At 43.7% G+C, this 24,923-nt stretch carries 19 protein-coding genes and 2 tRNA genes; 20 read left to right on the forward strand and 1 reads right to left on the reverse strand.

Going from position 1 to position 24,923, the window contains the following annotated elements; genetic code table 11:
* Nucleotides 1-40 precede the first annotated feature (40 nt).
* Entirely contained in the window at nucleotides 41-967 is a 927-nt protein-coding gene (locus D5281_RS14800; RefSeq protein ID WP_160560907.1) for a helix-turn-helix transcriptional regulator, read from the forward strand.
* Between the two features lie 390 nt (nucleotides 968-1,357).
* On the opposite strand, the gene D5281_RS14805 is transcribed toward D5281_RS14800, so the two are convergent.
* Entirely contained in the window at nucleotides 1,358-2,221 is an 864-nt protein-coding gene (locus D5281_RS14805; protein WP_277935378.1) for a transposase, read from the reverse strand.
* A gap of 751 nt (nucleotides 2,222-2,972) precedes the next feature.
* On the opposite strand from D5281_RS14805, the gene D5281_RS14810 reads away from it, so the two are divergent.
* The 19 genes from D5281_RS14810 to D5281_RS14900 all read left to right on the forward strand — a co-directional run bounded on the left by D5281_RS14810 (nucleotide 2,973) and on the right by D5281_RS14900 (nucleotide 24,920).
* On the forward strand, nucleotides 2,973-4,622 hold the full coding sequence (locus D5281_RS14810) for a methyl-accepting chemotaxis protein (protein ID WP_160560908.1): 1,650 nt from the start codon (nucleotides 2,973-2,975) through the stop codon (nucleotides 4,620-4,622).
* A 557-nt stretch (nucleotides 4,623-5,179) separates the two neighbouring features.
* On the forward strand, nucleotides 5,180-5,794 hold the full coding sequence (locus D5281_RS14815; protein WP_160560909.1) for a ribonuclease H1 domain-containing protein: 615 nt from the start codon (nucleotides 5,180-5,182) through the stop codon (nucleotides 5,792-5,794).
* Between the two features lie 118 nt (nucleotides 5,795-5,912).
* The gene (locus D5281_RS14820) at nucleotides 5,913-6,875 is read left to right on the forward strand and encodes an MraY family glycosyltransferase (RefSeq protein WP_330585044.1); all 963 of its coding nucleotides are present in this window, start codon (nucleotides 5,913-5,915) and stop codon (nucleotides 6,873-6,875) included.
* Between the two features lie 120 nt (nucleotides 6,876-6,995).
* The gene (gene dcd, locus D5281_RS14825; RefSeq protein ID WP_160560911.1) at nucleotides 6,996-7,532 is read left to right on the forward strand and encodes a dCTP deaminase; all 537 of its coding nucleotides are present in this window, start codon (nucleotides 6,996-6,998) and stop codon (nucleotides 7,530-7,532) included.
* A gap of 3 nt (nucleotides 7,533-7,535) precedes the next feature.
* Nucleotides 7,536-8,813 (forward strand): vWA domain-containing protein, encoded by a 1,278-nt coding sequence (locus D5281_RS14830; protein WP_160560912.1) that lies wholly within the window; start codon nucleotides 7,536-7,538, stop codon nucleotides 8,811-8,813.
* A gap of 104 nt (nucleotides 8,814-8,917) precedes the next feature.
* Nucleotides 8,918-10,450, forward strand: coding sequence for an ATP-binding protein (locus D5281_RS14835; protein ID WP_160560913.1), 1,533 nt, complete (start codon nucleotides 8,918-8,920; stop codon nucleotides 10,448-10,450).
* A gap of 74 nt (nucleotides 10,451-10,524) precedes the next feature.
* Nucleotides 10,525-11,445, forward strand: a complete 921-nt coding sequence (locus D5281_RS14840; RefSeq protein WP_330585045.1) for a leucine-rich repeat domain-containing protein — start codon at nucleotides 10,525-10,527, stop codon at nucleotides 11,443-11,445.
* Nucleotides 11,446-11,514: 69 nt separating this feature from the next.
* The gene (locus D5281_RS14845; protein WP_330585046.1) at nucleotides 11,515-12,144 is read left to right on the forward strand and encodes a gamma-glutamyl-gamma-aminobutyrate hydrolase family protein; all 630 of its coding nucleotides are present in this window, start codon (nucleotides 11,515-11,517) and stop codon (nucleotides 12,142-12,144) included.
* Between the two features lie 98 nt (nucleotides 12,145-12,242).
* Nucleotides 12,243-13,370: a GntR family transcriptional regulator gene (locus D5281_RS14850; protein ID WP_160560916.1), complete on the forward strand. Its 1,128-nt coding sequence runs from the start codon at nucleotides 12,243-12,245 to the stop codon at nucleotides 13,368-13,370.
* Between the two features lie 121 nt (nucleotides 13,371-13,491).
* The gene (locus D5281_RS14855; protein ID WP_160560917.1) at nucleotides 13,492-14,775 is read left to right on the forward strand and encodes a glycoside hydrolase family 125 protein; all 1,284 of its coding nucleotides are present in this window, start codon (nucleotides 13,492-13,494) and stop codon (nucleotides 14,773-14,775) included.
* A gap of 44 nt (nucleotides 14,776-14,819) precedes the next feature.
* Nucleotides 14,820-17,960: an alpha-mannosidase gene (locus D5281_RS14860; protein ID WP_160560918.1), complete on the forward strand. Its 3,141-nt coding sequence runs from the start codon at nucleotides 14,820-14,822 to the stop codon at nucleotides 17,958-17,960.
* Nucleotides 17,961-18,139: 179 nt separating this feature from the next.
* Nucleotides 18,140-18,212: transfer RNA gene (locus D5281_RS14865), tRNA-Val, on the forward strand.
* A gap of 28 nt (nucleotides 18,213-18,240) precedes the next feature.
* A tRNA-Met gene (locus tag D5281_RS14870) sits at nucleotides 18,241-18,314 on the forward strand.
* 456 nt (nucleotides 18,315-18,770) lie between these two features.
* Nucleotides 18,771-19,463 (forward strand): class II aldolase/adducin family protein, encoded by a 693-nt coding sequence (locus D5281_RS14875; RefSeq protein WP_160560919.1) that lies wholly within the window; start codon nucleotides 18,771-18,773, stop codon nucleotides 19,461-19,463.
* A gap of 241 nt (nucleotides 19,464-19,704) precedes the next feature.
* Nucleotides 19,705-20,214 (forward strand): RNA polymerase sigma factor, encoded by a 510-nt coding sequence (locus tag D5281_RS14880; RefSeq protein ID WP_160560920.1) that lies wholly within the window; start codon nucleotides 19,705-19,707, stop codon nucleotides 20,212-20,214.
* Between the two features lie 2 nt (nucleotides 20,215-20,216).
* Entirely contained in the window at nucleotides 20,217-21,383 is a 1,167-nt protein-coding gene (locus tag D5281_RS14885; protein WP_160560921.1) for a hypothetical protein, read from the forward strand.
* Nucleotides 21,384-21,622: 239 nt separating this feature from the next.
* On the forward strand, nucleotides 21,623-23,956 hold the full coding sequence (locus tag D5281_RS14890; RefSeq protein ID WP_160560922.1) for a hypothetical protein: 2,334 nt from the start codon (nucleotides 21,623-21,625) through the stop codon (nucleotides 23,954-23,956).
* A 444-nt stretch (nucleotides 23,957-24,400) separates the two neighbouring features.
* On the forward strand, nucleotides 24,401-24,628 hold the full coding sequence (locus tag D5281_RS14895; RefSeq protein ID WP_160560923.1) for a hypothetical protein: 228 nt from the start codon (nucleotides 24,401-24,403) through the stop codon (nucleotides 24,626-24,628).
* Complete coding sequence (locus D5281_RS14900) at nucleotides 24,609-24,920, forward strand: YbjQ family protein (RefSeq protein ID WP_160560924.1); 312 nt, start codon at nucleotides 24,609-24,611, stop codon at nucleotides 24,918-24,920. Before D5281_RS14895 ends, D5281_RS14900 begins: the two co-directional genes overlap by 20 nt.
* Nucleotides 24,921-24,923 lie beyond the last annotated feature (3 nt).

Genomic DNA, 24,923 nt, shown 5'->3' on the forward strand with positions numbered 1-24,923 from the left:
ACTGCAAGCAAAGCTTGCGGTATGCAGGGGTATAAGAAAAATGAAAATTGACCGGCTTATGGGGATAGTTGTTTATTTATTGAATCATGGACGCACATCTGCGCAGAAGCTTGCGGCAGAATTTGAAGTTTCATCCAGAACGATTATGCGGGATCTTGAATCCTTAGACCAGGCAGGTATTCCAATCCAATCTTTTTGTGGAATGGAGGGCGGATATCAGATTATGGAAGGCTTTGTTTTGGAAAAGCAGGCGGCTGCAAGGTATGAATATGATTGGATTGTAGCAGCACTGAAAGGAATGGCAAGCGCTTATGCAAACAAGGAAATAGAGCAGGTTTTGGCTAAAATGAATAGCTTGAATATAAAAAGTTTAAATCATGCAAAGGAAAGCGCTGTTTCCATAGACTTTAGTGTGGCGGGCGAGGATGGGAAGATAAAAGATGAGTTACTGCGATTGGAAGGGGCAATCAAGGAAAAGAATGTTGTTCGCTTTCTCTACACAAATAGTCGCGATGAGGAAAAGGAAATGGAAGTTGAGCCGGTACGGCTGCAATACAAATGGTATAGCTGGTATCTGATAGGATATTATGAAAAGTATCAGGACTATTGTATGTTTAAATTAGTCCGCATGGAGCGTTTGGAAGTAACGGACATAAAAAACAGAAGGAACCATGACCTTGCAGATATAAACCTGAAGGAGGATAGTGGTCCTATTGTTGAGATTAAACTTTATGGGAAAAAAGCTGTGAAGTCAAAGTGCAGGGAATATTTGAACGGACAGGTTACAAGAGAATTTGAGAATGGAGATTTTGAGTTTTGCTTTTCGGCGCCGGAGCATGAGACATATTGGTACGGGGTAGTTCTTTCTTTTGGAAATAAAGTCAAGATAATGAAACCGCAAAAAGTAAAAGAGCGTATTTTAAAGGTCTGCAAAGAAATTCAGATGTTGTATGAGGACAGTGTATGAGAAACCAGGATGAGGTTGTTGCGGGCATATTTTGTGGCGTTTACTGCATACCTACCCGGTTTTGGAGAAGCAGATTTAAAGGTGTAAAATATTACCTGCGAATCTTTGATAATTACTTGAGTTTCCGCAAAATGTAACTCCAAAAAGAATACAGTTTTACATAGCACCAATCTGCCGATTTTTTAAGATTTGGGGAATGGCAGTTCTGTGAATAGAAGCACTTTAATAAGCCCCGCCGGAACCGGACCCTGGGAGATATATTCTATTATCTATTCAAACAACCAGCTTAAGGCAGAGGTAACGGTACTTCGGACGTTTCGTCCGAAACCAGAGTCTGACGCCCTCTTTTGCATAGGAAAGTATGCCGTAGATGCCTTTTGCCAGCCGGTATTAGCAGAAGAAAACTTTTTCCTTTACGGGATTGGCTGTCTTTATGATGGAAACCTTAAGGGCATTGGTTTCTGATTCCATGGAAATCACTGCAGGAAACGCCATGCATAAGGAGATATAAAAGTTAAGTGCGTTGACTGCTTTAAGCTTGCGCACACGAAATTTTTCAAACTGGAACATCTGCTTTTTGCAGCGGAAATATTCTTCGACTTTCCAGCGCGAGAAGTAGGTTCTTGCCACCCGGATTACATCATCTTTGGATTTGATTTCTTTGTTGGTGGCAAGCATCATCGGATGCCCGGTAATGCCATAAGCAAGCACCAGATAAATATCTTTTTTGGATGCAGTAATCTGCACTTTTACATGGGAGAGATATGCTTCATGTTCTTTCCCTTTGTAAAACACACTGGTTTTGACTTTGCCTTTTCTGCGGTTGCGAAGCTCTGTAGCCATTGTCCATTTGTTATGATACAGCAGCTTACGCTTGGCGCTCAGACGAATGACATAATCCTGGTCAAGTTCATCCAGTTTCAGAAACATCTTATTGTCATCGTATTCTCTGTCCATGGCAAAAGTTGCTTTACCAAAAAGAGCAGCGCCCTGTTCTATGGCATGGAAGGTAATTGTATTTGCAGACTTATAGTCTTTTTCCAGTGAAGAATGGATGTGGGAGAAGATGCTGACAGGATGATTACTGGCTGTAAGGACACAGGCTTCTGTAACATGATAGCCCTTTTTATAAACATTTTTTGTGGCAGTACTTTCAGAACCATTCCTGACAATGCCCAGAGATTCGAATTTATAACCGTCAGGTTTTACAACATCACTGTCATCAATGTGAATCACAGGTTCAGCAGGCACCATCTTTTTTACCTGCTGGAGATAGGAAGCAGCGGCAAGCGCCGGGGTTCCTTTATCAAGGTGTCTGGATAAGCGGTCAACGACATTGATTTTTTTGGAAGGTTCGTGAAGCTGGTCAGCAATATCCGTCAGCAGGCAGCTTCCAGAAGCCAGAATGCCATAGGTGATGTCAGCGGTAAATTTCTTTTCGGTTTAGAAAGGTGTTTTGAAATCTTATTTGTAAAAGTTAAAATTTTTCGTTTTAAAGTGTAAGTATTTGATATAAAATAAGCCATAAGGAATCCTTTCTTTTTTTGTTTAGTAAGATTTTTGTATGATAGCTTAATTTTACATCAAAAGGGAATGAGATTCCTTATATTTTGGGCATTTTTTGAAAGTTGTTCACCACGATACTCATAAAATCAGGGGCTTCTGGATAAAACTGCGGAAACTCAAGTTGATAATTATAGTTGCAAAGGTATTTGGTGTATGCTACAATTTTTTCAAGTGCAGTATTATGATTTTAATTTGCAGATAAAAATGAAAAATAAAAGACTTTTGTTAACATTCCGGCTTTGCTTTTATGCAGGATAACCACAACTGTGATAGTGATTTTCTGCGAAAGTAAAGCCGAAATTGCATTATGGGCGGAACAGGAAAGTCTGGTTTACGGCCCCTTTCATTGAATTTGAAATATTGCTAAATTGTAACACGAAAGATTGGGCTGAGGAATACTGTAAGAGGTAACGAAAACAAAAAAGAAAGGAATATGTTTATGAGAAAAAGTGTAAACAAAATGGTTGGGTTTCGGGTAGCGGCGGCGTTTGCCTCTGTGCTACTGTTTAGCGTGGTGATGACGATAAACATTCTTAGTATTGAGCGTTCGGAAAAGCTGAACTCGCAAGTAAATGCTTTGCTTGACAGGGCCCAGAAAGCGGAAGTGGCACATTACAAATGGGCGACTAATTTGAGTAATGCATTATATGTAGGAACGGAGTTCACCGGCAGTACGGATCCCACGGGCTGTGTGCTTGGGCAATGGATTTATGGCGAGGAGGGAACGGATGATGAAGAAATTCTAAATCTGCGTGAACAACTTAAGCCCCTTCATGAGGAACTTCATCAATCGGCTGTCGATGTATTGGAATTGCTTGAAACGGATAAAGAGCAGGCGCAAAATTATTATCAGGAAACGATTCAGAGCAACCTTGGGGTTTTGGTAGGGCTTTTGGACGAAGTGGTGGAACGGGGAGGCGTGCTTAGGGAGAAAAGCCAGAAAAGTATGCAGGTCACACTGGTGTTTATGCACACTACATCAATTGTGGGCCTTACTTTAGCACTGGTTTGCCTTATCAGTCTTGTGCTGTATGTGTTAAAGCAGGTGGTGAAACCGATTCTTATGCTCACGGAAAAGACGCTTCCTTTAAAGGAAGGACATCTAAAGCTGGATTTGGATTATGACGTAGATGATGAGATTGGTGATTTGACCAGAACCCTTAAGGAATCTATGGAGCAGATACGTCAGTATGTGGAGGAAATAAACCGCATGATGTATCAGGTCTCAACCGGCGACTTTAATGTGGCTTGTTCCGTTCCTTTTATAGGAGATTTTTACTCTATTGAGAAATCTATGGAAAGTTTTACGGCTTCTCTCTCGGAGGCGATTTCCAATATTAATCGGGCTGAGGACAGCGTATTTGGGCATGCGGAGCATCTTTCCGGCGGCGCCCAGCTGCTTGCCCAGGGAGCAATTGACCAGGCTGCGGCTGTGGAAGAGTTGTATGCTACCTTAGATGAGCTTTCCAATAGTGCAAAGCAGAATATTGAAATGGCAGCCAGCGTGAAAGAAAGTGCGCAGCTTACCAGAGAGCAGGTTAGCTTAAGCGGTCGGGAGATGGAGCAGTTGGTTTCGGCTATGGCAGATATCAGTGATTCCTCCAAAGAAATAGGAAGAATTATTTCTACGATTGAGGATATAGCGTTTAAGACGAATATTCTCTCGCTGAATGCAGCGGTGGAGGCAACCAGGGCAGGCGAGGCAGGAAGAGGCTTTACGGTGGTTTCCAGCGAGGTACGTAATCTGGCGGCACGTTCCAATGAAGCGGCGCAGGCGACCAGAGAATTAATTGGAAATGCAGTGCGTGCGGCCGAAAAAGGGAATCAGATTGTAGAGAGGGTTTCTGAAACATTGCAAAAAACGCTTGAATTGGTACAGGAGTCCAACGAATCAATTGGTGTAATTACAGACGCAGTGCATGCGGAGGCTATCGCTATTTCACAGGTGACAGAAGGGCTTGGACAGATTTCGGCAGTGGTAGAGACAAACTCTGCAAGCAGCCAGGAATCGGCAACGGTGAGTACGGAACTGTTTGAGCAGGTACGGCTTTTACAGGATCAGACCAGCCGTTTCCAGCTAAAGTCTTAAAAAACTGGTAAAGGTTTGGCAAGGTAAAATGTAACTTTAACGAAAGGAATTTTGGCTTATTTATAATAAAACAGGCTGTCACAAAATGGCCGCTATATACAAGATGCAGCTTTTAGACTACATAGGCATCAGAGTATCTTGTATCTAGTGTACATTTATGGCAGCCTGTTTGTTTTCACGAGCAATGAGATAAATGAATATGCTTAAACAGAAACTTAATGATTTCCACGAAAAAGCAGGACATAACCGAAAACGGCAGCAGCCATGAAGACCGCCACCGTAAACCCCTTTTACATTTATACTATACCGAATAAATTGAAAACTGTAAAGCGTCAGTTACCGCGGAAATTCCTTTTATATTGCATATACCGCATATTTTGCTGAAAATAACCGATAAAATTATTTTGTAAAATTCTATGGGAAAGAGTGGAAGGATATGGTATGATTGACAGCATGGGGGATTAGATTGAAAAATCAGCCCAACGGCTGATTTTATCAGTCGCAAATTTGTGCTTATGCCCAAATTTGCAGGCTGCTGGCAAGAATGGGGGATTTTTATGGCGGGGAAATATTATGCAGTGAGGGTTGGAGCCAAAACAGGGATATTCAGAACATGGGAAGAATGCAAAAACAGCGTAAGTGGCTATTCGGGTGCGGTTTATAAAAGTTTTCAAACAAAAGAAGATGCCCTTGCTTATATGGGAAATGTGAAGGAAAGCGCTGGCACTGAGTCGGAGGGCAGCTTAGATGGACAGGCCCGTGTTAAAATCTATGTAGATGGGAGCTATCATAAGGCTACAAAGGAATTTTCCTATGGGATGGTAGTGCTTAGAGGAGAGGAAGAAGAAAAGTACAGCAGCAAGTTCAAGGATGAGGCTCTTGCATCCATGCGGAATGTGGCAGGGGAAATAAAGGGCGCCCAGGCGGCTATGCAGTATGCTTTGGACCATAAGATCCGGGCGATTACAATTTATTATGATTATGAAGGAATTGCCAGGTGGCCTCTGGGGGAATGGAAAGCTAACAAAGAAGGAACCATCGCCTACAAGGAATTTTACAATATGGCAAGTAAGCAGGTGGACATCCGGTTCGAAAAGGTGGCAGGGCACTCCGGAGATAAATATAATGACATGGTAGATGAATTGGCGAAGGAAGCTTTGGGAATACTTTGAAAAAATTCTGTAAGAAAATGATACAGGGAATTTATATTAAGAAATTTGAAATAAGGATACCGGAAGACTCCTTATTTATCAATGGGAGTTGTCTGACGGATATAGGGAGGAAGGAAGAGTGCTTCACTACTTTTTATTAGGAAACTATCCTGTAATCGCATCAATCGGATTGCTTTTGGCATTTGCAGGGACCTGTTTTTTTACGGCAAAATGTATTAATCTGCTGCCAAGGGATGCAGGGAGGGAGTTTGCGCATGATGGCAGGCTTTCAGCTGGAAAGCCCAGAGGGGCAGGGCTCATTTTTATTTTAGTTTTTGTGGGTTCGGCGCTTTTATTTGCTCCGCTTAATCTGGAAATTGTGATTTATTTAATTTTGACTGTGGCGGAGATGTTGACCGGCTACATGGATGATGCATCGGAGCATCCATGGGGAGAGCTGAAAAAAGGGCTGCTGGATTTGATAGTGGCAATCACCCTTGCCTTTACTTTTTTGAATTTTAATACCAGTACCATTGAGATTGTGACATTGGGAATCAGTGTGAAGCTGCCGGAGGTTTTGTTTGGGATTTTAACAATTATGTTGGTATGGGGCTCCATCAATGTGACAAACTGTTCAGACGGTGTGGATGGGCTCTCAGGCACTCTGGCGATTGTAACGCTGGGAACTTTTTATCTAATTGACCATATAAAGGGGAATCATGATGAATTTACCTTTTTGATTCTGCTGTTTATTATCTGCATACTGGGGTATCTGTGGTATAATGCGGCGCCCAGCCGGCTGCTGATGGGAGATGCAGGGAGTCGGGCCATGGGAGTTTTTATCAGTATTGTGGCCCTTAAAAGCGGGAGTCCGTTGCTTTATATTCCGGCGGCGATTGTGTTTGTATTGGACGGCGGATTGGGACTTTTGAAGGTGGGGCTGATTCGTGTTTTTAAAATTTATATATTGAAAAACATAAGGACACCGCTCCACGACCATGTGCGCAAAACCCTGGGGTGGTCTAACACCCAGACGGTTTTTCGTTATGCAATCATACAGATTGTAGTTTCAATGGCGGTAGTATATCTTTTATTAATATAGAATATATGGTCAAGCATAGGTAAAGTGTGGGAATCTTTTGCTGATAGATTTTACCCGAATTTTAGAGCTTTACGAAGGCTGCGGTTATCTGCATAAGGGGGAAGGAATAGGAGAGAGGATATGATTTTATCAGATAAAACAATTTTCAGGATGCTGAAGGAGAAAAGTCTTACAATTACACCGATTGAGGAAGGACAGATTCAGTCGGCCAGTGTGGATATCAGGCTGGGAACTACCTTTAGTATTATAGAGGATATGGCGGTGGGAATAATATCGCTGGACAATGAAATTCATTATAGAACAATTGAGACGGATAAATATCTATTGCTGCCTGGTCAGTTTGTGCTGGCTACGACTATGGAATATTTTGCACTTCCCAACAATATGACTGCATTTGTGGAGGGAAGAAGCTCTCTTGGCAGGCTGGGACTTTTTATTCAGAATGCAGGCTGGGTGGACCCGGGGTTTGAGGGGGAGATTACCTTGGAGCTATATAATGCAAACCGTTATGCGATTGAGCTGCAGGCTGGGCGCAGAGTTGGCCAGCTGGTGTTTGCCCAGTTAGATGAGGATGCTTTAAACCCTTATAACGGAAAGTATCAAAGACAAAAAGGAGCAACCGGTTCAAGAGTTTTTTTGGATGTGGATTCGTTGTAAAATATGAGTGATTTATATGAAAAGGCAAAGCCTCTTGCGGGTAAGGTCATGAGCTTTGCAAGAGACAATATTTTAGTTAATATGCGTTTTTTGGATGTGGCGTTGTCAGCGCTTGCGGTGGAACCGGAAAAGGAGAGCGGCTGCTTTGCCTGCAATGGCACAAAGATTTATTATGATCCGGTTTTTCTCTTAAAGAGGTATAAGGAGGAACCGGCGTTTGTGCTGCGCATGTATTTGCATATTCTGTTTCACATGATATTTTATCACAGCTTCCGGTTCGATAAGCTGGACGGGGAAAGTTGGAGTTTAGCTGCGGATATTGCTGTGGAGGCGGCTATTTTGGAGCTGGAAATGCCGGGTATGTCACTGTTCCGGGATGAAGAAGCCAAAAGGAAGCTGCGCGTTTTGCGTGAGGATATTGGCGCCCTTACTGCGGAAAAGGTCTATAAATATTTGAAAAATTTTGAGGTAAGCGATAGGGAGCGGGGAGAACTTTCACGCCTCTTTTTTATGGATTCCCACAGACTTTGGAAACCGACACAGGATCTGGTAATCACACAGCAACAGTGGAAAAAGTTAAGCGAAAGGGTTCGGGCCGATTTAAAATCCTTTTCCGCCAAAAAAAGTAAATCTGAAAGTATGGAAAAAAGTCTGCTGGAGGCGGTAAAAGATAAATACAGTTATAAGGAGCTGCTTCGAAAGTTCATGGTTATGAATGAGGATATGCGTATCAACGATGAGGAATTCGACTATATTTATTACACCTATGGGCTTTCTACCTATGGAAATATGCCTCTTGTAGAGCCTCTGGAGTATAAAGACAACAAAAAGGTCAGGGAATTTGTCATAGCCATAGATACTTCCGCTTCCTGCCGGGGAATACTGGTGCAGGCTTTCCTTCGGAAAACCTATGGGATGCTTTGCGGGGAAGATAATTTTTTCCGTAAAATGAATGTACACATTATCCAGTGTGACCATGAGGTGCAAAAGGATACGAAAATTACCAGCAGGGATGATTTGGAGTACTTTCTTTCGCATGAGAAGCTCACCGGATTCGGCTCTACGGATTTCAGGCCGGTCTTTGCTTATGTGAATGAGCTTTTGCAGGAAGGAGAGTTTGAAAATTTAAAAGGGCTTTTGTATTTTACGGATGGCTATGGAGTGTACCCTAAGGCAATGCCGCCTTATGATGTAATGTTTGTATTTATAGATAATGGCGATATGGGGCCGGAGGTGCCGCCCTGGGCGGTAAAGGTACTTTTGGATGATGAAGAAATATAAAGCGTTTTCTCATAGCTTGATAGGCGATAGGCGAGAAAAATCAAACAGGTTCCATTTAAGGGCTGCAAAAAGCAAAAGTATGAAAGATAGTACGGAGGTTTAGAATGAATATAAAGCAGGCAAAGGATTATATTGAAAATACGGTTCGGTTATATCTTAAAAAGGATGAATTCGGAGAATACAGAATACCGGTGGTGCGCCAGAGGCCCATCTTTTTGCTTGGAGCGCCGGGAATCGGAAAGACTGCCGTCATGGAGCAGATTGCACAGGAGTTAAATATTGCGCTGGTTTCTTACTCCATGACCCATCATACCAGGCAGTCAGCTTTAGGCCTTCCTTTTATCGCTCACAAGGAATACGAGGGTATGGAAATTGATGTATCGGAATATACCATGAGCGAGATCATTGCATCTATCTATGAGGTGATGGCGGGGAGTGGTATCAAGGAAGGGATTCTTTTCCTGGACGAGATTAACTGCGTGTCGGAAACATTGGCTCCCTCCATGCTCCAGTTTTTACAGTATAAGGTGTTCGGGCGTCACAGAGTACCGGAGGGATGGGTGATTGTCACTGCCGGAAATCCGCCGGAATATAACAAGTCGGTGCGGGAGTTTGATGTGGTTACAATGGATCGTCTTAAAGTGCTTGAGGTGGAGGCGGATTATAAGGCGTGGCGGGAATATGCACAGTATAAAGGGCTTCATGCGGCCATTGTAAGCTTTTTGGAGTTGAAAAAGGAGTATTTTTACAGGATTGAAACCACGGTAAATGGCAGAAGCTATGTGACAGCCAGAGGCTGGGAGGACTTGTCGGAAATCATAAGCTTATATGAGGAAGAAGGTATGAGGGTGGATGAGACCCTTGTGGAACAGTATATTCGGAATGAGCGGGTGGTCAAGGAATTTACTGCTTATTATGATTTGTTCAATAAATATAAAAAGGAGTACCAGACAGAGGAAATTTTAAACGGCACGGTAAAGGCCCAGGGTGCAGAGCGGGCCAGGATTGCAGCCTTTGACGAGAGGCTCTCCCTTCTGGGTATGCTGGCGGATAAGGTAATTAGTGAAATCCGTGATGTGATGGAGGTTAGTGATTATCTGGTAGAACTATTCAAAAATTTGAAGGCTGTGAAGATGGCAGTAGAGAAAGGCGCCGCCGGGAAAGGCGAAGGCCAAATCACGGTGACGCAGATGCTGGAAAATCAGATACAGGGACGGAAAAAGCAAATGGAATCCGCCAGGATGGCGGGAAGTTTGTCTGACAGGGAAAGACGGAAGGACAGACGTATTCTGCGCTTTTTGGAGGAAGAAAAAAAGCGGCTTTTTTTGGAAGGCGCAGCAGATGGAAAGAAAGAATTTGCGTATCTTAAGACGGCCTTTGATGCTGAGACTTTGGGGTTAAGGGAGAAGACCAAAAGAACAGGGGAGAGACTTTCAAATTTGTTTGCCTTTGTGGAGGAAGCCTTTGCGGAGGGGAATGAAATGCTGATTTTGGTAACAGAGCTTACGGTGAACAATGACAGTGCACGTTTTATCAGTCAGTTTGGATGCGCGGCTTATGACAGACATAACAAGGAAATGATGCTTTCGGAGCGGCAAAGTGGTTTGCAGCAGGAGATTGCGGCGCTTGATTTATGAAAAGCGCAGAAAGGAAGCTGCGAGAGAAGTTTTGATGCCATGAGCTGACCTGCGGGAGGCGTGGGTATTTGCGTGTGTTGGTGACAGAAATGGGGATTGATATGGAAAAGGAGCTGGAAATAGAAGGCGGCAAGTTGTGCTATCAGGTGTGCGGAGATGAAATTACGGTTAAATCCTGCCAGGTACATAACAGCAAAGTAAAGCTGCCGGACAAAATAGAGGATTTGTCTGTGACAAAGCTGCATAAGAAGGCGTTTTTGAGCAGCAAATTATTAAAAGAAGTATGGCTTCCAAAGGGGCTTAAGGAGATTGGCGATTGGGCTTTTGCCTATTGCAGCGCTTTAGAGAGCGTTTGGGTTCCGGGAGAGGAATTTACGATAGGAAAGGATATTTTTAAGGATTGTAATCAGCTTTCACGTATCTGCCGCCTTGGCGCTGATGGCCTTATGGAAGAACAGGTTGGAAGGCTTCTCGGCGTTGTGCCTGTAAGGTTAGAAGCCGATTATCTTTTTACCCCTGCCCAGGCAGGAGATGAGCAGTGGCTTAAAAGATTTGATGATAAGCTCAAGGAATTTCTTGCCCTGCCAGATGAGGATGGGTTCACCAAAATGGTTTACTGCGGTGAGGAAGATATTGTGGCAAACGTGGAATATTATTTGGCGGAAAGGCGGCGGGAAAAGGCAAGGCTTTGCTTTTTAAGGCTGATCAATCATGTGGGCCTTGATGAAAAATTTGCCGGGGAACTTTCTGCTTATCTTGCCGGAAAGACTAAGGGATGCCCTTCGGAGGCAGCCTGGGAGGTTGTATTTGGGGAACATGGCAACGAGCAGGCTTACTATGATGTTTTCACAAAATCAGGCTGTCTTACGGAAGAAAATTATGATGTGCTTTTGCAGCAGATGGGGGAGAATTATCCGGAAATGAAAGGATATCTGATGCGCTACAAATCCCAGGAGATGGAAAAAGCTGATTTTTTTGACGCGCTGTCCTTATAAATTCAAGTTTTTTGCGGGTGCACATATACTAAAGTAATTGTGTCATTAAGGGGAAAAAACTTGAAAAAAGTGTTGATTGCCGGACAGAAGGATAAAACGGTAAATTATGAAAATGCAATGAAGGAATTGGGCGTCCACACAGAGACATCTCTGCATGTGCCGGATATAATATCTTACGATGGATTGATTTTGCCGGGAGGAGGGGACATAGACCCAAAGCTTTTCGGACAGCTTCCCTGCGAAACAGGTTTTTTTGATCCGGTGTTAGACAGACTTCAGCTTGCTATTTTGAGGGCCTTTGTTTTGAGCCGTAAGCCGGTTCTTGGGATATGTAAGGGAATGCAGCTTATCAATATTTACTTTGGCGGGGATATGGTGCAGCATCTTAAAACCAGTGAAAACCATGCATATGTGAAGGAAGACCAGATACATAGGTCTGTTGCAAAAAAAGGTTCCTTTTTGGAAAAACTGTATGGGGAGCAGTTTGTGGTAAACAGCGCGCATCACCAGGGGGTAGACTGTCCGGGAAAAGGAATAGAGTTTGTACAGTTTGCCGAAGATGGAGTGGTGGAGGGACTAAGACACAGGTTTCTTCCTGTCTGGGGAGTACAGTGGCATCCGGAACGGCTTTGCTTTGCGCACAGACGGGAGGATGCGGTAGACGGGGCTTTGCTGCTTTCATTTTATACCGGCGTTTAGAGCGTTTGAGAGGTATTCAAATTTAATCTATAGAAATAAATTGACATATCATTTATGGAATGATATAATTGATATATCATTTAAACGGAAAGAGATGAATGGATAGAGAACTATTATATCAGAAAATCTATAATGACCTTTTAGAAGGCATTGAAACAAAAAAATTTCCTCCGGGGAGCAGGCTCCCTTCCGAGAAAGAGCTTGCAGAACAATATCATGTAAGCCGCATCACCAGCAAAAAAGCGCTGGAGATGCTGGCAGACCGGAATTTAATCACGCGAAAGCCCGGAAAGGGTTCCTATGTGTTGGATTTTGCCAGGCTGGAGAATGAAAGACCGGTGAATCCATTGCCGGAGAGAAAGGACTATGGCGGAAAAGGGCTGATAGGGGTAGTCTTTGACAGCTTTGGCCCGGCCTTTGGCTGTGAAGTGGTAGGCGGCATTGAACGGGAATGCAGGAAACAGAATTTTCATATGATTTTAAAATGTACCTATGGAAATATGGAGGAGGAGACGAAGGCTTTTGAGGAACTGATTGCCCTTGGCGTAGAGGGAATTATTCTCATGTGTGTGCAGGGAGAGCATTATAATGAGCATGTACTGAAACTGTCTTTGGAGAATTTCCCCATTGTACTGGTAGACCGTGAGATGGCGGGACTGCCGATTCCCTGCGTGACCACCGATAATTTCCAGGCGGCTAAGGACTTGATAAGCCTTTTGATTGAAAAAGGGCATAGGAATATCAGCTTCCTGTCTCATCCGATTACCCAGACATCCTCTGTTTCTGCGCGCTTTTCCGGTTATTTGGACAGCCTTTTAGAGCATGGCCTAAGGACTGGCGAGGATATGTGGCTGAGAAATTTAGGCTCCATACTGCCCAGGCTGGACGAGAATGAAGAAGGAGAATACGATGATAGGAACCGCATTGAGAATTTTATCAGGGAACATCCTGAAGTGACTGGTTTTTTTGCGGTGGATGAAGCGCTGGGAATTACTGTTTACAAAATTCTCTGCAGGATGGGGCTGGAGCAGGAGAAAGAGGTTGTTTTTTTTGATGGCATTGATGAAAGCTATGACCCCAATCCCATGTTCAGCCATGTAGTACAGGGGGAATATTTGATTGGTGTCATGGCCGTTAAATATCTGCGGGATAGAATGAAGGGAAAAGAAGTTCCGAAGAAGTACTATGTTCCCTATGAAATTGTCAGAAGTACGGAAAAAAAATAAAGTCTTGCCATATTGCAAGGAATATTGTTTGATATATCATTAGATGATATGTAATATATAAAATCACTTAGCGGTAATTTGCTAATTGCTTATAATTTAAGATGTTAGAAGGAGGTAAGACATGAATGTACCCGAAATACTGGTAAAAAGAGCGCAAATATTGGAGGATTACTATAAAGCCCATTATCCTGCGCTGGCGCCATTGGTGTCACAGTGTTTTTTGAACACTATGGAGACAACGGTAAAGGAACTTGAGGATGGTTCCTATTTTGTCATCACCGGGGATATTCCGGCCATGTGGTTAAGAGATTCCACAGCACAGGTGCGACCTTATGTAAAGTATGCAAAGGAGGATTTGGGGCTGCAGAAAATCTTAGAGGGCATTATTGCCAAGCAGGCAGAGCTGGTATGCATTGATCCTTATGCCAATGCCTTTAATGAGAGCGCCAACGGGGCAGGTGCTAAGGATGATACCCTTTTAAACGACCATGTGTGGGAGCGGAAATATGAAGTAGATTCCCTGTGCGCGCCGATTTATCTGGGATATCTTTATTGGAAAACCACAGGAATTAACAGGATTTTTACACAAACCTATCACGCCATGGTGACTGCAATTGTGGACACCTTTACTGTGGAGCAGGATCACAGGAAGTCAGACTACAGTTTTCAGCGTTATGATTGTGTTAAGACAGACACGCTACCCTGCAAGGGAAAAGGGCGCCCGGTGAATGTAACGGGTATGACTTGGTCGGGATTTCGCCCTTCCGATGACAGCTGCAGCTTTGGCTATCTGGTTCCGGCAAATATGATGGCGGTGATGGCTATGGAATATGCGAAGGAAATTTGCCTGGAATGTTATCAGGATAAAGCGCTTGCGGACAGATGCAGTCAGCTTGGGGAAGAAATTCAGGACGGTATTATGGAATATGCCATAGTGGAGCATCCCAAATACGGGAAAATCTATTCCTATGAGACAGACGGCTTTGGCAATTATAAGCTGATGGATGACGCAAACTCTCCTAGCCTGTTGGCTATGCCTTATTTAGGGTACTGTGACAGGGAGGATGCGCTTTACCAGAATACCCGCAGATTTATTTTGTCGATGGACAACCCATATTATTATGAGGGAAGCCTTGCCAAGGGAATGGGAAGTCCGCACACGCCGGAAGGATATGTGTGGCATATTGGTATTGTGATGCAGGCGCTGACCTCCGGCAGTCGGGAGGAAATTCTTTCGTGCCTGGCTATGCTTTCAAGGACGCATGCGGGGACCAATTATATGCATGAATCCTTTGAACCCTCAAAACCGGAAGAATATACAAGAGCATGGTTTGCCTGGGCAAACACACTTTTTGCAGAACTGCTTGACCGGTTGATGGAAGAAGATTTTTTCGCATCAAAATAAAAATTATGATTTCATATAAAAATAAAAGTTGAAAGGAGTAAAAAATGAAACTGATGCATTCAGAATGGCAGGGGCGGCTGGAACATTGGATCCGCACCCTGAAGGACGATTTTTATGAACCCTTAGGAGAGATTTCCTGGGAAGCATTTCGGACCATGGATCATCTTTTTTTGGAGGAAGTGCAAAACAAAGCTTTTGAACCGGTAAGCCCCGGCTTTACATGGGGAAATATCTGGGAGTACTGCTGGTTCAGGGGAAGTGTATGTTTGCCGGAAAGAGCAAAAGGGCAGCGGATTGTGATGGATTTGCAGCCCGAAGGAGAATCCACCCTGTTTGTAAATGGAAAATCCTTTGGTACTTATCGTGCGTCCTGGGTGCTGGAGCCACATCACTATATAGAGGATAATGTGCTTACCGCCTGTGCCCAGGGAGGAGAATGCTTTGAGGTAATGATGGAAACCTATGCAGGGCATTATTTCCCGGATGCAGCTTCCGGCGGCTGCGCTACAGGACCGGTTTTGCCCGGCGCATATATGGACCCTGCTACGGAAGGAGCTCGCAGAACTCTTGGAAAATCTACCTTTGGAATTTGGAATGAGGCAGCCTACCAGCTTTATATGGATGTGGATACCTTAAACCGTCTGCTGGGCACTTTGGATGAAAAATCCCTGCGGGCAGCAAAGATTGCCAAAGCATTGGAACAGTTTACACTGACGGTGGATTTCGAGCAGCCTAAGGAGGGGAGAATTGCTTCTTACCTGAAAGCCCGGGAAGAACTGCGCCCTGTGATGGAAGCAAAAAACGGTTCTACGGCACCTGTATTTTATGCAATCGGCAACGCGCATTTAGATCTTGCGTGGCTGTGGCCTATGCAGGAAACTCATCGTAAGACAGAGAGGACCTTTGCCGCTCAGCTGCGGTTGATAGAAGAATATCCGGAGTATAAATTTATCCAGAGTCAACCGGCCTCCTATGAGATGTGCAGAAAGTATTATCCGGAGCTTTTTGAGAGAATCAAGGAAGCGGTAAAAGGCGGACAGTGGATTGCGGACGGCGCTATGTGGGTTGAACCGGATACCAACATGGCAAGCGGTGAGGCGCTTATCCGTCAACTGGTACATGGAAAACGTTACTACAAAGAAGTATTTAATGTGGACAGCAAGGTGCTTTGGCTGCCGGATACTTTTGGCTATACGGCAGCTCTGCCGCAGATTTTAAAAGGCTGTGGAGTGGATTATCTGGTAACACAGAAGATTTTCTGGTCATACAATGAGGGAGATCAGTTCCCTTACCATTATTTTACCTGGCAGGGGATGGATGGCTCTGAGGTAGTTTCCTTCCTTCCAACTAGCTATACTTATCGTACGGACCCCACAGAGGCGAACCGTGTCTGGAAGGAGCGGACGCAGCTGCAGGATCTGGATGCATTCCTGATGCCTTACGGCTATGGAGATGGCGGCGGCGGTCCTGCAAGGGATTACGTGGAATATGCAAAGCGCCAGGAAGATTTAGAGGGCAGCGTAAAAATGAAGATGGCAGGCCCTATGGAATTTTTTGAGGATATGGAAAAGCAGGGCGGTCCTGCCAATACCTATGTGGGAGAATTGTATTTCAGCGCGCACAGAGGCACCTATACCTCCCAGGCGCTTGTGAAAAAGAATAATCGCCAATGTGAGCTGGCTATGAGAGAGCTTGAAATGTGGAGCAGCTTGGCACTGTGCCATGGTCTCCAATATGAATTATCCGAGGCGGATGCGCTGTGGAAAGAAGTGCTGCTGCATCAATTCCATGATATTCTGCCAGGCTCCAGCATTGGGCGTGTTTATGAGGAAGCGGCAAAGGCGCAAGAACAGATTTTGGAAAAGGCCGATGGGCTTAAGGCTAAGGCTTTTGAAAAGTTAACCGACCAGACGAAGGAGCGTGCGGTAACGGTGTGGAACTCTTTAAGCTTTGAAAGAGAAGCACTGGTGGAACTGCCGGAAAGCTTTAAGGAAGGTGCACAGACCTTAGAAGGGGAGTATCTTCCGGTACAGCAGACAGAAGACGGGGTAAAAGCTTTGGTCCGCATTCCTTCCTGCGGCGCTGTTTCTGTGGTGCCATTAAGCGGAAATGAGTCTAAAGAAAAGGCAGCTGAAAAAGCGGTAGCCGTAAAAATAGATGGAGCAGATTTTGTGCTGGAAAACAGTAAGGTAAAGGCCAGGGTTAACGGTAAAGGTGAGGTAATCTCTTTTGTGCGAAAAGAATCCGGAAGAGAGTTTGCAGCCGCTCCTTTAAACAGCCTTCATTTATATAAGGATGTTCCACGTCTGTTTGATGCATGGGATATTGACTCTAATTATATAGATCAGGAGGTGGAAGCGCTGAGGGATGCGAAGGTGGAGATAGCAGGCGAAGGTCTAGAGGCTGTGCTGAAGGTAAGTGGGAAGATCAGTGAATCCTCCTTTGTACAGTATATTCGCTTGGCAGCGGACAGTAACCGGCTTGTGTTTGAGACAGAGGTTGACTGGAAAGAGCTGCACCGCTTGTTAAAGACCGCTTTCCCGGTAAATGTATATGCGGAAAATGCTATCAATGAGATGCAGTTTGGCTACGTAGAGCGTCCTGCCCATCGCTCCAAGCTCTATGATAAGGACCGCTTTGAGGTGTGCAACCATCGCTACAGTGCATTTTGTGATGGCTCTCACGGGGCAGCAGTGCTTAATGACTGTAAATATGGCATCAGCATGAATGGAAATGCGCTTGAATTGACTCTACTTCGTGCGGCGTCAACTCCGGAAATGCGTGCGGATAATGGTGTGCATACATTTACCTACGCTTTTACAGCATGGGAAGGAAGCTTTGCGGAAAGTGATGTGGTCCGCCAGGGCTATGAGCTTAATGTGAAGCCGCAGGTCAGTCCAGGAGCTGTGGAATCCTTTAGCGGAGTCAGCATAGACCGTGAGAACGTTATTCTGGATACAATGAAGCCTGCTGAGGATGGAAGCGGCGATGTGATTTTGCGTTTGTATGAAGCAAAAAAGGCAGCCGTGGATGCTGAGATAAGTCTTGGATTTAAGGCGGGCAAAGCTTACCTGTGCGATATGCTGGAAAACATCTTAGAAGAAGTGGACATTGCAGACGGGAAGATGAAATTACCGTTCAGGGTATTTGAGATTAAAACAGTCCGGGTGGAATTGGCAAAATAATCAATTATTTTGATTTTAAACGAAAAGGCTGTCATAAAAGGCAGCCTTTTTTGGCAGGATTTCAAGCCTAATATGAATAGAAAAATTTTGGATATGGAATTTTTTTGGAAAAAGTCTTGACAAGTATGTCTAAAAAATAGTATACTAGCAAAGCAGGTTAGGGAACTGACCTACATAATGGGATCTTAGCTCAGCTGGGAGAGCATCTGCCTTACAAGCAGAGGGTCATAGGTTCGAGCCCTATAGGTCCCATTTTCCGGGAAATCCGGTTTATATTTATGGCGAGATAGCTCAGTTGGCTAGAGCATACGGTTCATACCCGTAGTGTCGAGGGTTCAAATCCCCCTCTCGCTATTTAAAAGAAGCCCAGAAACCTTGTAAAGTCAAGTGTTCTGGGCTTTTCGTATTTTTCAGGTAATCAAAGTAATCTAACATACTATAGAAAACAAAGTAAAAACGTGTTACAATAGGCATAACAGGAAACAATTTTCTTTCTAAATCAGGAGGTGAAATAGGATGCCGATAAATGAAAAGGAATACAATGGCATTTGTTTGATCAACTGTCTATATTAGAACGCATAGAAGCCGTAACAGATGATGAAAAAGTATTAAAATAGATCGCGATAGAACGGCGGCAAATTGAAAGAAAACGATACCAAAAACTGCCGCTTGTAAGTGAATAAGTAACAGCAGTTAAATAGCGGCAATGGACGCAAGTTAATTATACATAGCTTACGTCCTTATTTTTATAAAAGGTGATAAAAGTCTGTAAGGACAGCAAATAGCAAATGATGGATAGGAGAAAAAAGAATGCAGAGCGAATACGAAATCAAAGAACAAATTTGTGACATCGGCAAAAGAATTTATAACCGCAACATGGTTGCAGCAAACGATGGAAATATTTCTGTTAAGTTAAATGACAATGAATTTTTGTGCACGCCAACAGGTGTGTCAAAAGGATTTATGACCCCCGACTATATCTGTAAAGTGGATGCAAAGGGGAATGTGCTCCAGGCAAATGAAGGGTTCAGGCCATCTTCTGAAATGAAAATGCACATGCGTATTTATGAAAAAAGGCCTGATGTGGGGGCTGTTGTACATGCGCACCCTATCTTTGCCACCAGCTTTGCAATTGTGGGCATCCCCCTGACACAGCCAATTATGCCGGAGGCGGTTCTTTCGCTTGGATATGTGCCGATTGCACCCTATGGAACCCCTTCTACTATGGAAATACCGGATGCGGTGGAGCCTTATTTGGAGCATTTTGATGCTGTGCTTTTAGAAAACCACGGAGCTCTTACCTGGTCAGGAGACCTTCTGGCGGCCTATATGAAGATGGAATCCGTTGAATTTTACGCAGAGCTGCTTTATAAGGCAAGGCAGCTTGGAAATCCTAAGGAAATCAGTCCGGAAAATGTAAAGAAATTGTATGAGATCAGGAGGAAAATGGGGCTGCCGGGACGCCATCCGGCAGAGACGATGACAGAGGAGGAAAAGGCGTAAAAAAAGGGTCGGCAAGCTGTGATATCCATAAGGCTGCCGGCTTTTTCTTTATCATAAGGACATTATGCAAAGTGTGGTTTGAGGTATATCTTCCTAATTTTTTTAAAATTTTTTATACAAATGTCACCTTTAGAATATTTTTTGCGTATTTGATGTAAAGGAAGCAGGGACAGAAGAAATTATAATTCCCATGGGCAACGAGAGAAAGTCAGATTTGGAAATGCTTCGGAAAGGAGGAGAAATGGAGATAGAAGAAATTGTAAGGAAGTATAGCAATATGCTTTATAAGATTTGCATTGTTATGCTTTGCAATGAGCAGGATGTACAGGATGCAATTCAGGAGACCTTTTGCAGGCTGATGGAAAAAAGGCCCAGGTTTGAGAGTGAGGAACATAAAAAGGCATGGTTAATTCATGTGGCAACCAACATCTGCAAGGATATGCTGCGGTTTAGAATACGGCATCCGAAAGTATCCATAGAGGCCATAGGCTCCATAGAAGCCATAGGTTCTACAGAATCTGCAGGAAGGATAGAAAAGCTGTCGGCATATCTTGTAGCACCCGAGTATAGGGAAACGCTGACAGAGCTTTTAGAGCTGCCGCTGAAGCAGAGGACCGTCATTTACCTTCACTATGTAGAAGGATATCAGATAAAAGAAATAGCAGAGATTGTAGGAATTACGCAGTATGCAGTTAAGAAAAGGTTACAAAGGGGAAGGGAACAGCTGCGAATTCTATATCAGGAGGTGTAAGAATGGAACATAAGGATTTGATAAAAGCAATGGAACAGATTCATATACAGGATAAAATGCAGGAGGATATTATAAACAATCTTCGCAGACCAAGAAAAAGAAATTCGTTTAAAAAAGCAGGTACATTAGCGGCAGCCCTGCTGTTGACGGTTGTGATAATTGGTATACCTACGCAGGCGGCAATCCAATATTTTGTACGGCAGCGGATGGAGGATATGCCAAAGGAGGAGGTAGAATCGCTTGCGGAAATGTTAGATACACAGGAGGTTCAGGCAGACAGTTTTTCAAGAGATTATTCTGAGAATGAGAAAGAGCGGATGGGGCAGTTATATCGGGATTATCAAAATGGTACCTTCCCTGAGGGAGAAATTCTCCGTTTAGATAGCCAGGAGCAGGTGGAGGAAAACATGTTTTGCTATGTGGAGGAGACGAGCTGTTTCTACTTCCCCGACCGTGAGCTGACGGATGAGGAGCTTTTGGAGGTGATTGATTTTAACTATAAGAGGGATTATGCCTTAACACAGAATCCTGAAACAAAGGCGATTATAGAGCAACGGGAGCAGGAGCAAAAAGAGCAGGAGGCACTTTTGCGGGCAGAAGGAGGAATCAGCCAGCAGCAGGCAATAGAGATTGCAGAGCAGTGGATGGACACCTTGTATGGGGTGCCGATTGACGGAATGGAGCAGAATGCATATTTGGGTGACAGCGGGGAAGGCACAGGGCGGTACTGTGTAAATTACAGTGTTAGGAGCCAGTGCTATTATTACTTTTTTGTCTCTGCATTAGACGGCAGTCTGGTAGAGGTGGATAGCAGTTATGCAGCCGATTTGGATAAAGAAGGAGTAGAGGAAGCTAAGGCTACAAAGCAGATAGAGGAGAATTACAGGGGAGCTGAAGGTATTTTGGAAAAATTGGGAATCCATGATACATATAAGGAGATTTATTGCTATTATGTAGTGGAAGATGGAAAGGTCAGGAGGAATAATCTGGCGTACTATTTTATTAAGGATGATGAAAGCGGATACCGAATCGACTTTTCCTGTGAGGGAAATTATTTCCGGTCTTATCGGGAGACGACTCTTGCGGAGTATAAAATGAAGATGGATCCCGAATATATAGCGGAAAGAATAGAAGGAGCGCAGGCAAGGACAGTTTCTTTGCATGAGTAAAGTCAAAAAAGAAGGACGGATAGGAATAATTTGTAGATAACTGATTGGCAAATGAACCCAATTATTTAGAATGAACCTTGTAGGAGGGAGGCGTTGTGGTATAATCCTTAAGGGAAGTGTCCTATTCAGGGCAACCATAAAAAGAGCAGGTTATACAAAGTAAACTGCCCTGAACAGGATGCTTTCTAATAATGTGCTGATGCTCTGAACTGTGGGGATTGGCAGAAATGAGGATGAAAATGAAAAAAAAATATGTTTGGAAAGGTATTTTGATTCTGCAGGTGTTTTTATTGCTCCTTTTAGGGATGGAAAGAATGAAAAGCAGTGAGGATGACAGAATCCAGTATACTGGGGATATGCTTTCGTTTGCCCAGGAGACTGAAAGCGGGCTTGACTTACGGAGGGGGTGTAACAGAATAGAAAATATAGATCAGGGTAAAAACAGGAGGATTATCACCCCTGATATTACTTTAAGACGCGGCGTATATGCTGTTACGGTACAGTACCACGCAATTACCTCATCTGGCAGCTCGGTGGGGTGCCGCTCCAAGGCAGTATATGATGGGACGCATCCCTGGATACGCTCTGAATCGGTCTTGTTAACCAACAATGACACAAATATTGAGTATTTTGTTTATTCTTTTAAAGATAATACGAGAGTCATCATTAAAAATATAATGGATAATGATTTTTTCGACCCGGTTCAGATTGATCAGGTTACAATTACCTATCTGAACGGACGCTCAGCGGCTGCAGATTTGATACGCCTTTTGCTGGTGTTTGGAATCGTAGACGTAATATTGTATTTCTATTTGTATCGCAGACAGGTGGCAGGGATATGGCTGCAAAAAAATGGTCTGATTGTGATTGGGCTGGCAGCGCTTTTATTTATAGTAGAACTGCCTATGCTCATGAATTATCTTCCGAAAGGATATGATTTGAGATTTCATTATTATCGGCTTTATTCCATTGCGGAAGGCTTAAGGAATGGGTGCTTTCCGGTAAAAATACAACCGAAATGGTTTAATGGCTATGGTTATGCAACCGGAATCTTTTATGGGGATATCTTTCTTTATTTTCCTGCTCTTTTATATTTGCTGGGATTTCCTCTGGGAACGGCTTATAAAGCTTATGTATTTGCAATCAATGTAATAACAATCGGAAACGGATATCTTTGCTTCAAAACGATAGCAAAAGATAAATATATTGGTCTGTTTGGAACTGTAATTTATGCATCTTTTTTACACAGATTGGTAGCGCTTTTTACAAGGGCGGCATTGGGCGCTTATACGGCACTGGCTTTTCTGCCGTTGGTTGTGTTGGGACTTTGGGCCGTTTACTACGGGGATGATAAGGAAAATAAAAAGAGCTGGATTTATCTTGTAATTGGGGCGACCGGTATGATACAATCGCACCTGCTTGGGACGCTTATGACGATTTTATTTGTGGGGATATTTATGGTAATTTCCCTAAAGCGTACGCTGCGGAAAAAAACACTTATGGCCCTTGGGAGGGCGGCAGCCGGCTGTCTTATTTCCAACCTGTTTTTTGCGGTGCCTTTTTTGGATGCATATAGCAACATGACATTAGCTGTAGACGACTACAGAGGAAATATGCCTGTTTATTACAATTCGGCTTTTTTATCTCAGCTTTTTTCCAATGTCTTTAATGCGGTGGCGGACGTTAAGGAAGATTTATATGGAATGTATCAGGATATGCCAATGTCAGTGGGGCCCATGTCGGGGCTTGCCATTTTGGCGGCCATCTGTTACCTGATTGTCAATCACTCAAAAGAGAAAAAAGAAAATGGTCTGTTGCCTAAGCTGCTGGCTATGACGATCCTTTCTCTTTGGATGTCAACCAATCTATTCCCCTATATGTGGCTGGAAGAATTTTGTCCTTTTTTGTATGCCGGTCTGAAAAAGTTTGAATTTGCCTGGCGTTTTTTAGGAGCGGCGTCAACCTTTATCACGCTGCTGTATGTGATATTGATGACGAAAGCAAAAGAAATGTTTGCCGGAAAAACCGCTATTGTGGCAGGTGCTGTGATCTGTATGCTTTTTTGCTATCAGGGCGCCGACTATCTATTCCAGTATAATAACCTGATGATACCATTTGAATATGAATATAATGTTCGTGATTTAACGGTAAGAGCCATTTATGACGGAGCATATCTGCCTCGGGGAACAGACTGGCAGGCAATGACAACAGATATTCAAGTATCTGATACGGAGTTTGTTAATGTGGCGCTGGAGGCGAGAAAGGGGACTTCTATTTGCATTTCCGTTGAAAATAATTCAAAAAATAATGCATATGTGGACTTGCCCATACTCTACTATAAAGGATACCGGGCCCAAAGTGAAGGAAAGGACCTGCCGGTATCTGCAGGTACAAACAATCGGGTAAGGATAGCGCTCCCGGCAGGCTTTCATGGCACGATAAAAACATTCTTTGCAGAACCCTGGTATTGGAGAGGAGCGGAGATAATTTCTTTCTTATTTTGGTGTGGTTTGATTGGATATGCTATGATTAAGAGTATAAGAAAAGGCTTTTACTGCGCCGGGGCACGTTAGAAATCTGCTCCACCGCAGGCGATCTGGAAGGGCAGATTTGGTGACAGTGAAGCCGAAGGCCGAACTGTTTACGTTACTTTTCACACGTTGGCCAGAGGACGCTTGGAAAAAACAAATATTTAGGCGTCACCACGCTTTCGCTCTGTAAAAACGTAGCAGACGCTAGATTCGAAAGGACCTCACCTAAGCACACACGCATAAATGCGTGACGATTTTCCAAGGGTTCCTTTTGGAATATTTGTTTTTTCCAAGCTGTTTATTGGCTAACGTGTGAAAAGTAACCTGTTTACCAAAATTTTCGGGATTTCAATGAAATGGGATTGATAGCAAGTTTAGTTTCTGGTATACTATGAGCAGGAGACATAAGGTGATGGACCGGAGAAAGGAATAGGGCATTTTCACCCCAATTTATGCATCCCAGAGCGGTGGTATGAGGAAGTAGCTATGAAACATGGAAAAAAGATGATAGCGCCAATTATTATTACAATCATTATACTGCTATATTATATTGGAATGGCGGTACTTTTTATAGTCATAAGAGGTATTCCTTTACAGGTAAAGGCTTTGATGGTGGCGGTACCGCTATTTTCAGGAGCTGTGATGGTGGGTGTTCTGGCAAGCAGAATTAAGGAGATCGAAGGAGGAGAGGAAGATGATCTTAGTAAATACTGATTATATCAGTGGGAAAGAGTTGGAGATGATTGGGCTTGTAAAAGGCAGCACAATTCAGTCTAAAAATGTGGGGCATGATATTACCCAGGGATTTAAGACTTTAGTGGGAGGAGAATTAAAGGCCTACACGGAAATGATGAACGATGCCAGGGCGCTTGCAACGAAGCGTATGGTAGAAGAAGCGGAGAGGATGGGAGCCGATGCGGTGGTGAATGTCCGTTATGCATCTGCGGCTGTTATGCAGGGAGCGGCAGAGGTAATGGCATATGGCACTGCGGTAAAATTCAGATAAATT

Source organism: Parablautia muri, assembly GCF_009917485.1.
Lineage (GTDB): Bacteria > Bacillota > Clostridia > Lachnospirales > Lachnospiraceae > Suilimivivens > Suilimivivens muri.

Bases quoted from the DNA above. Each gene is read 5' to 3' on its own strand.
- D5281_RS14800 (WP_160560907.1), top strand. From the start codon at position 41: ATGAAAATTGACCGGCTTATGGGGATAGTTGTTTATTTATTGAATCAT.
- D5281_RS14805 (WP_277935378.1), bottom strand. From the start codon at position 2,221: ATGGTGCCTGCTGAACCTGTGATTCACATTGATGACAGTGATGTTGTA.
- D5281_RS14810 (WP_160560908.1), top strand. From the start codon at position 2,973: ATGAGAAAAAGTGTAAACAAAATGGTTGGGTTTCGGGTAGCGGCGGCG.
- D5281_RS14815 (WP_160560909.1), top strand. From the start codon at position 5,180: ATGGCGGGGAAATATTATGCAGTGAGGGTTGGAGCCAAAACAGGGATA.
- dcd (WP_160560911.1), top strand. From the start codon at position 6,996: ATGATTTTATCAGATAAAACAATTTTCAGGATGCTGAAGGAGAAAAGT.
- D5281_RS14830 (WP_160560912.1), top strand. From the start codon at position 7,536: ATGAGTGATTTATATGAAAAGGCAAAGCCTCTTGCGGGTAAGGTCATG.
- D5281_RS14835 (WP_160560913.1), top strand. From the start codon at position 8,918: ATGAATATAAAGCAGGCAAAGGATTATATTGAAAATACGGTTCGGTTA.
- D5281_RS14850 (WP_160560916.1), top strand. From the start codon at position 12,243: ATGGATAGAGAACTATTATATCAGAAAATCTATAATGACCTTTTAGAA.
- D5281_RS14855 (WP_160560917.1), top strand. From the start codon at position 13,492: ATGAATGTACCCGAAATACTGGTAAAAAGAGCGCAAATATTGGAGGAT.
- D5281_RS14860 (WP_160560918.1), top strand. From the start codon at position 14,820: ATGAAACTGATGCATTCAGAATGGCAGGGGCGGCTGGAACATTGGATC.
- D5281_RS14875 (WP_160560919.1), top strand. From the start codon at position 18,771: ATGCAGAGCGAATACGAAATCAAAGAACAAATTTGTGACATCGGCAAA.
- D5281_RS14880 (WP_160560920.1), top strand. From the start codon at position 19,705: ATGGAGATAGAAGAAATTGTAAGGAAGTATAGCAATATGCTTTATAAG.
- D5281_RS14885 (WP_160560921.1), top strand. From the start codon at position 20,217: ATGGAACATAAGGATTTGATAAAAGCAATGGAACAGATTCATATACAG.
- D5281_RS14890 (WP_160560922.1), top strand. From the start codon at position 21,623: ATGAAAAAAAAATATGTTTGGAAAGGTATTTTGATTCTGCAGGTGTTT.
- D5281_RS14895 (WP_160560923.1), top strand. From the start codon at position 24,401: ATGAAACATGGAAAAAAGATGATAGCGCCAATTATTATTACAATCATT.
- D5281_RS14900 (WP_160560924.1), top strand. From the start codon at position 24,609: ATGATCTTAGTAAATACTGATTATATCAGTGGGAAAGAGTTGGAGATG.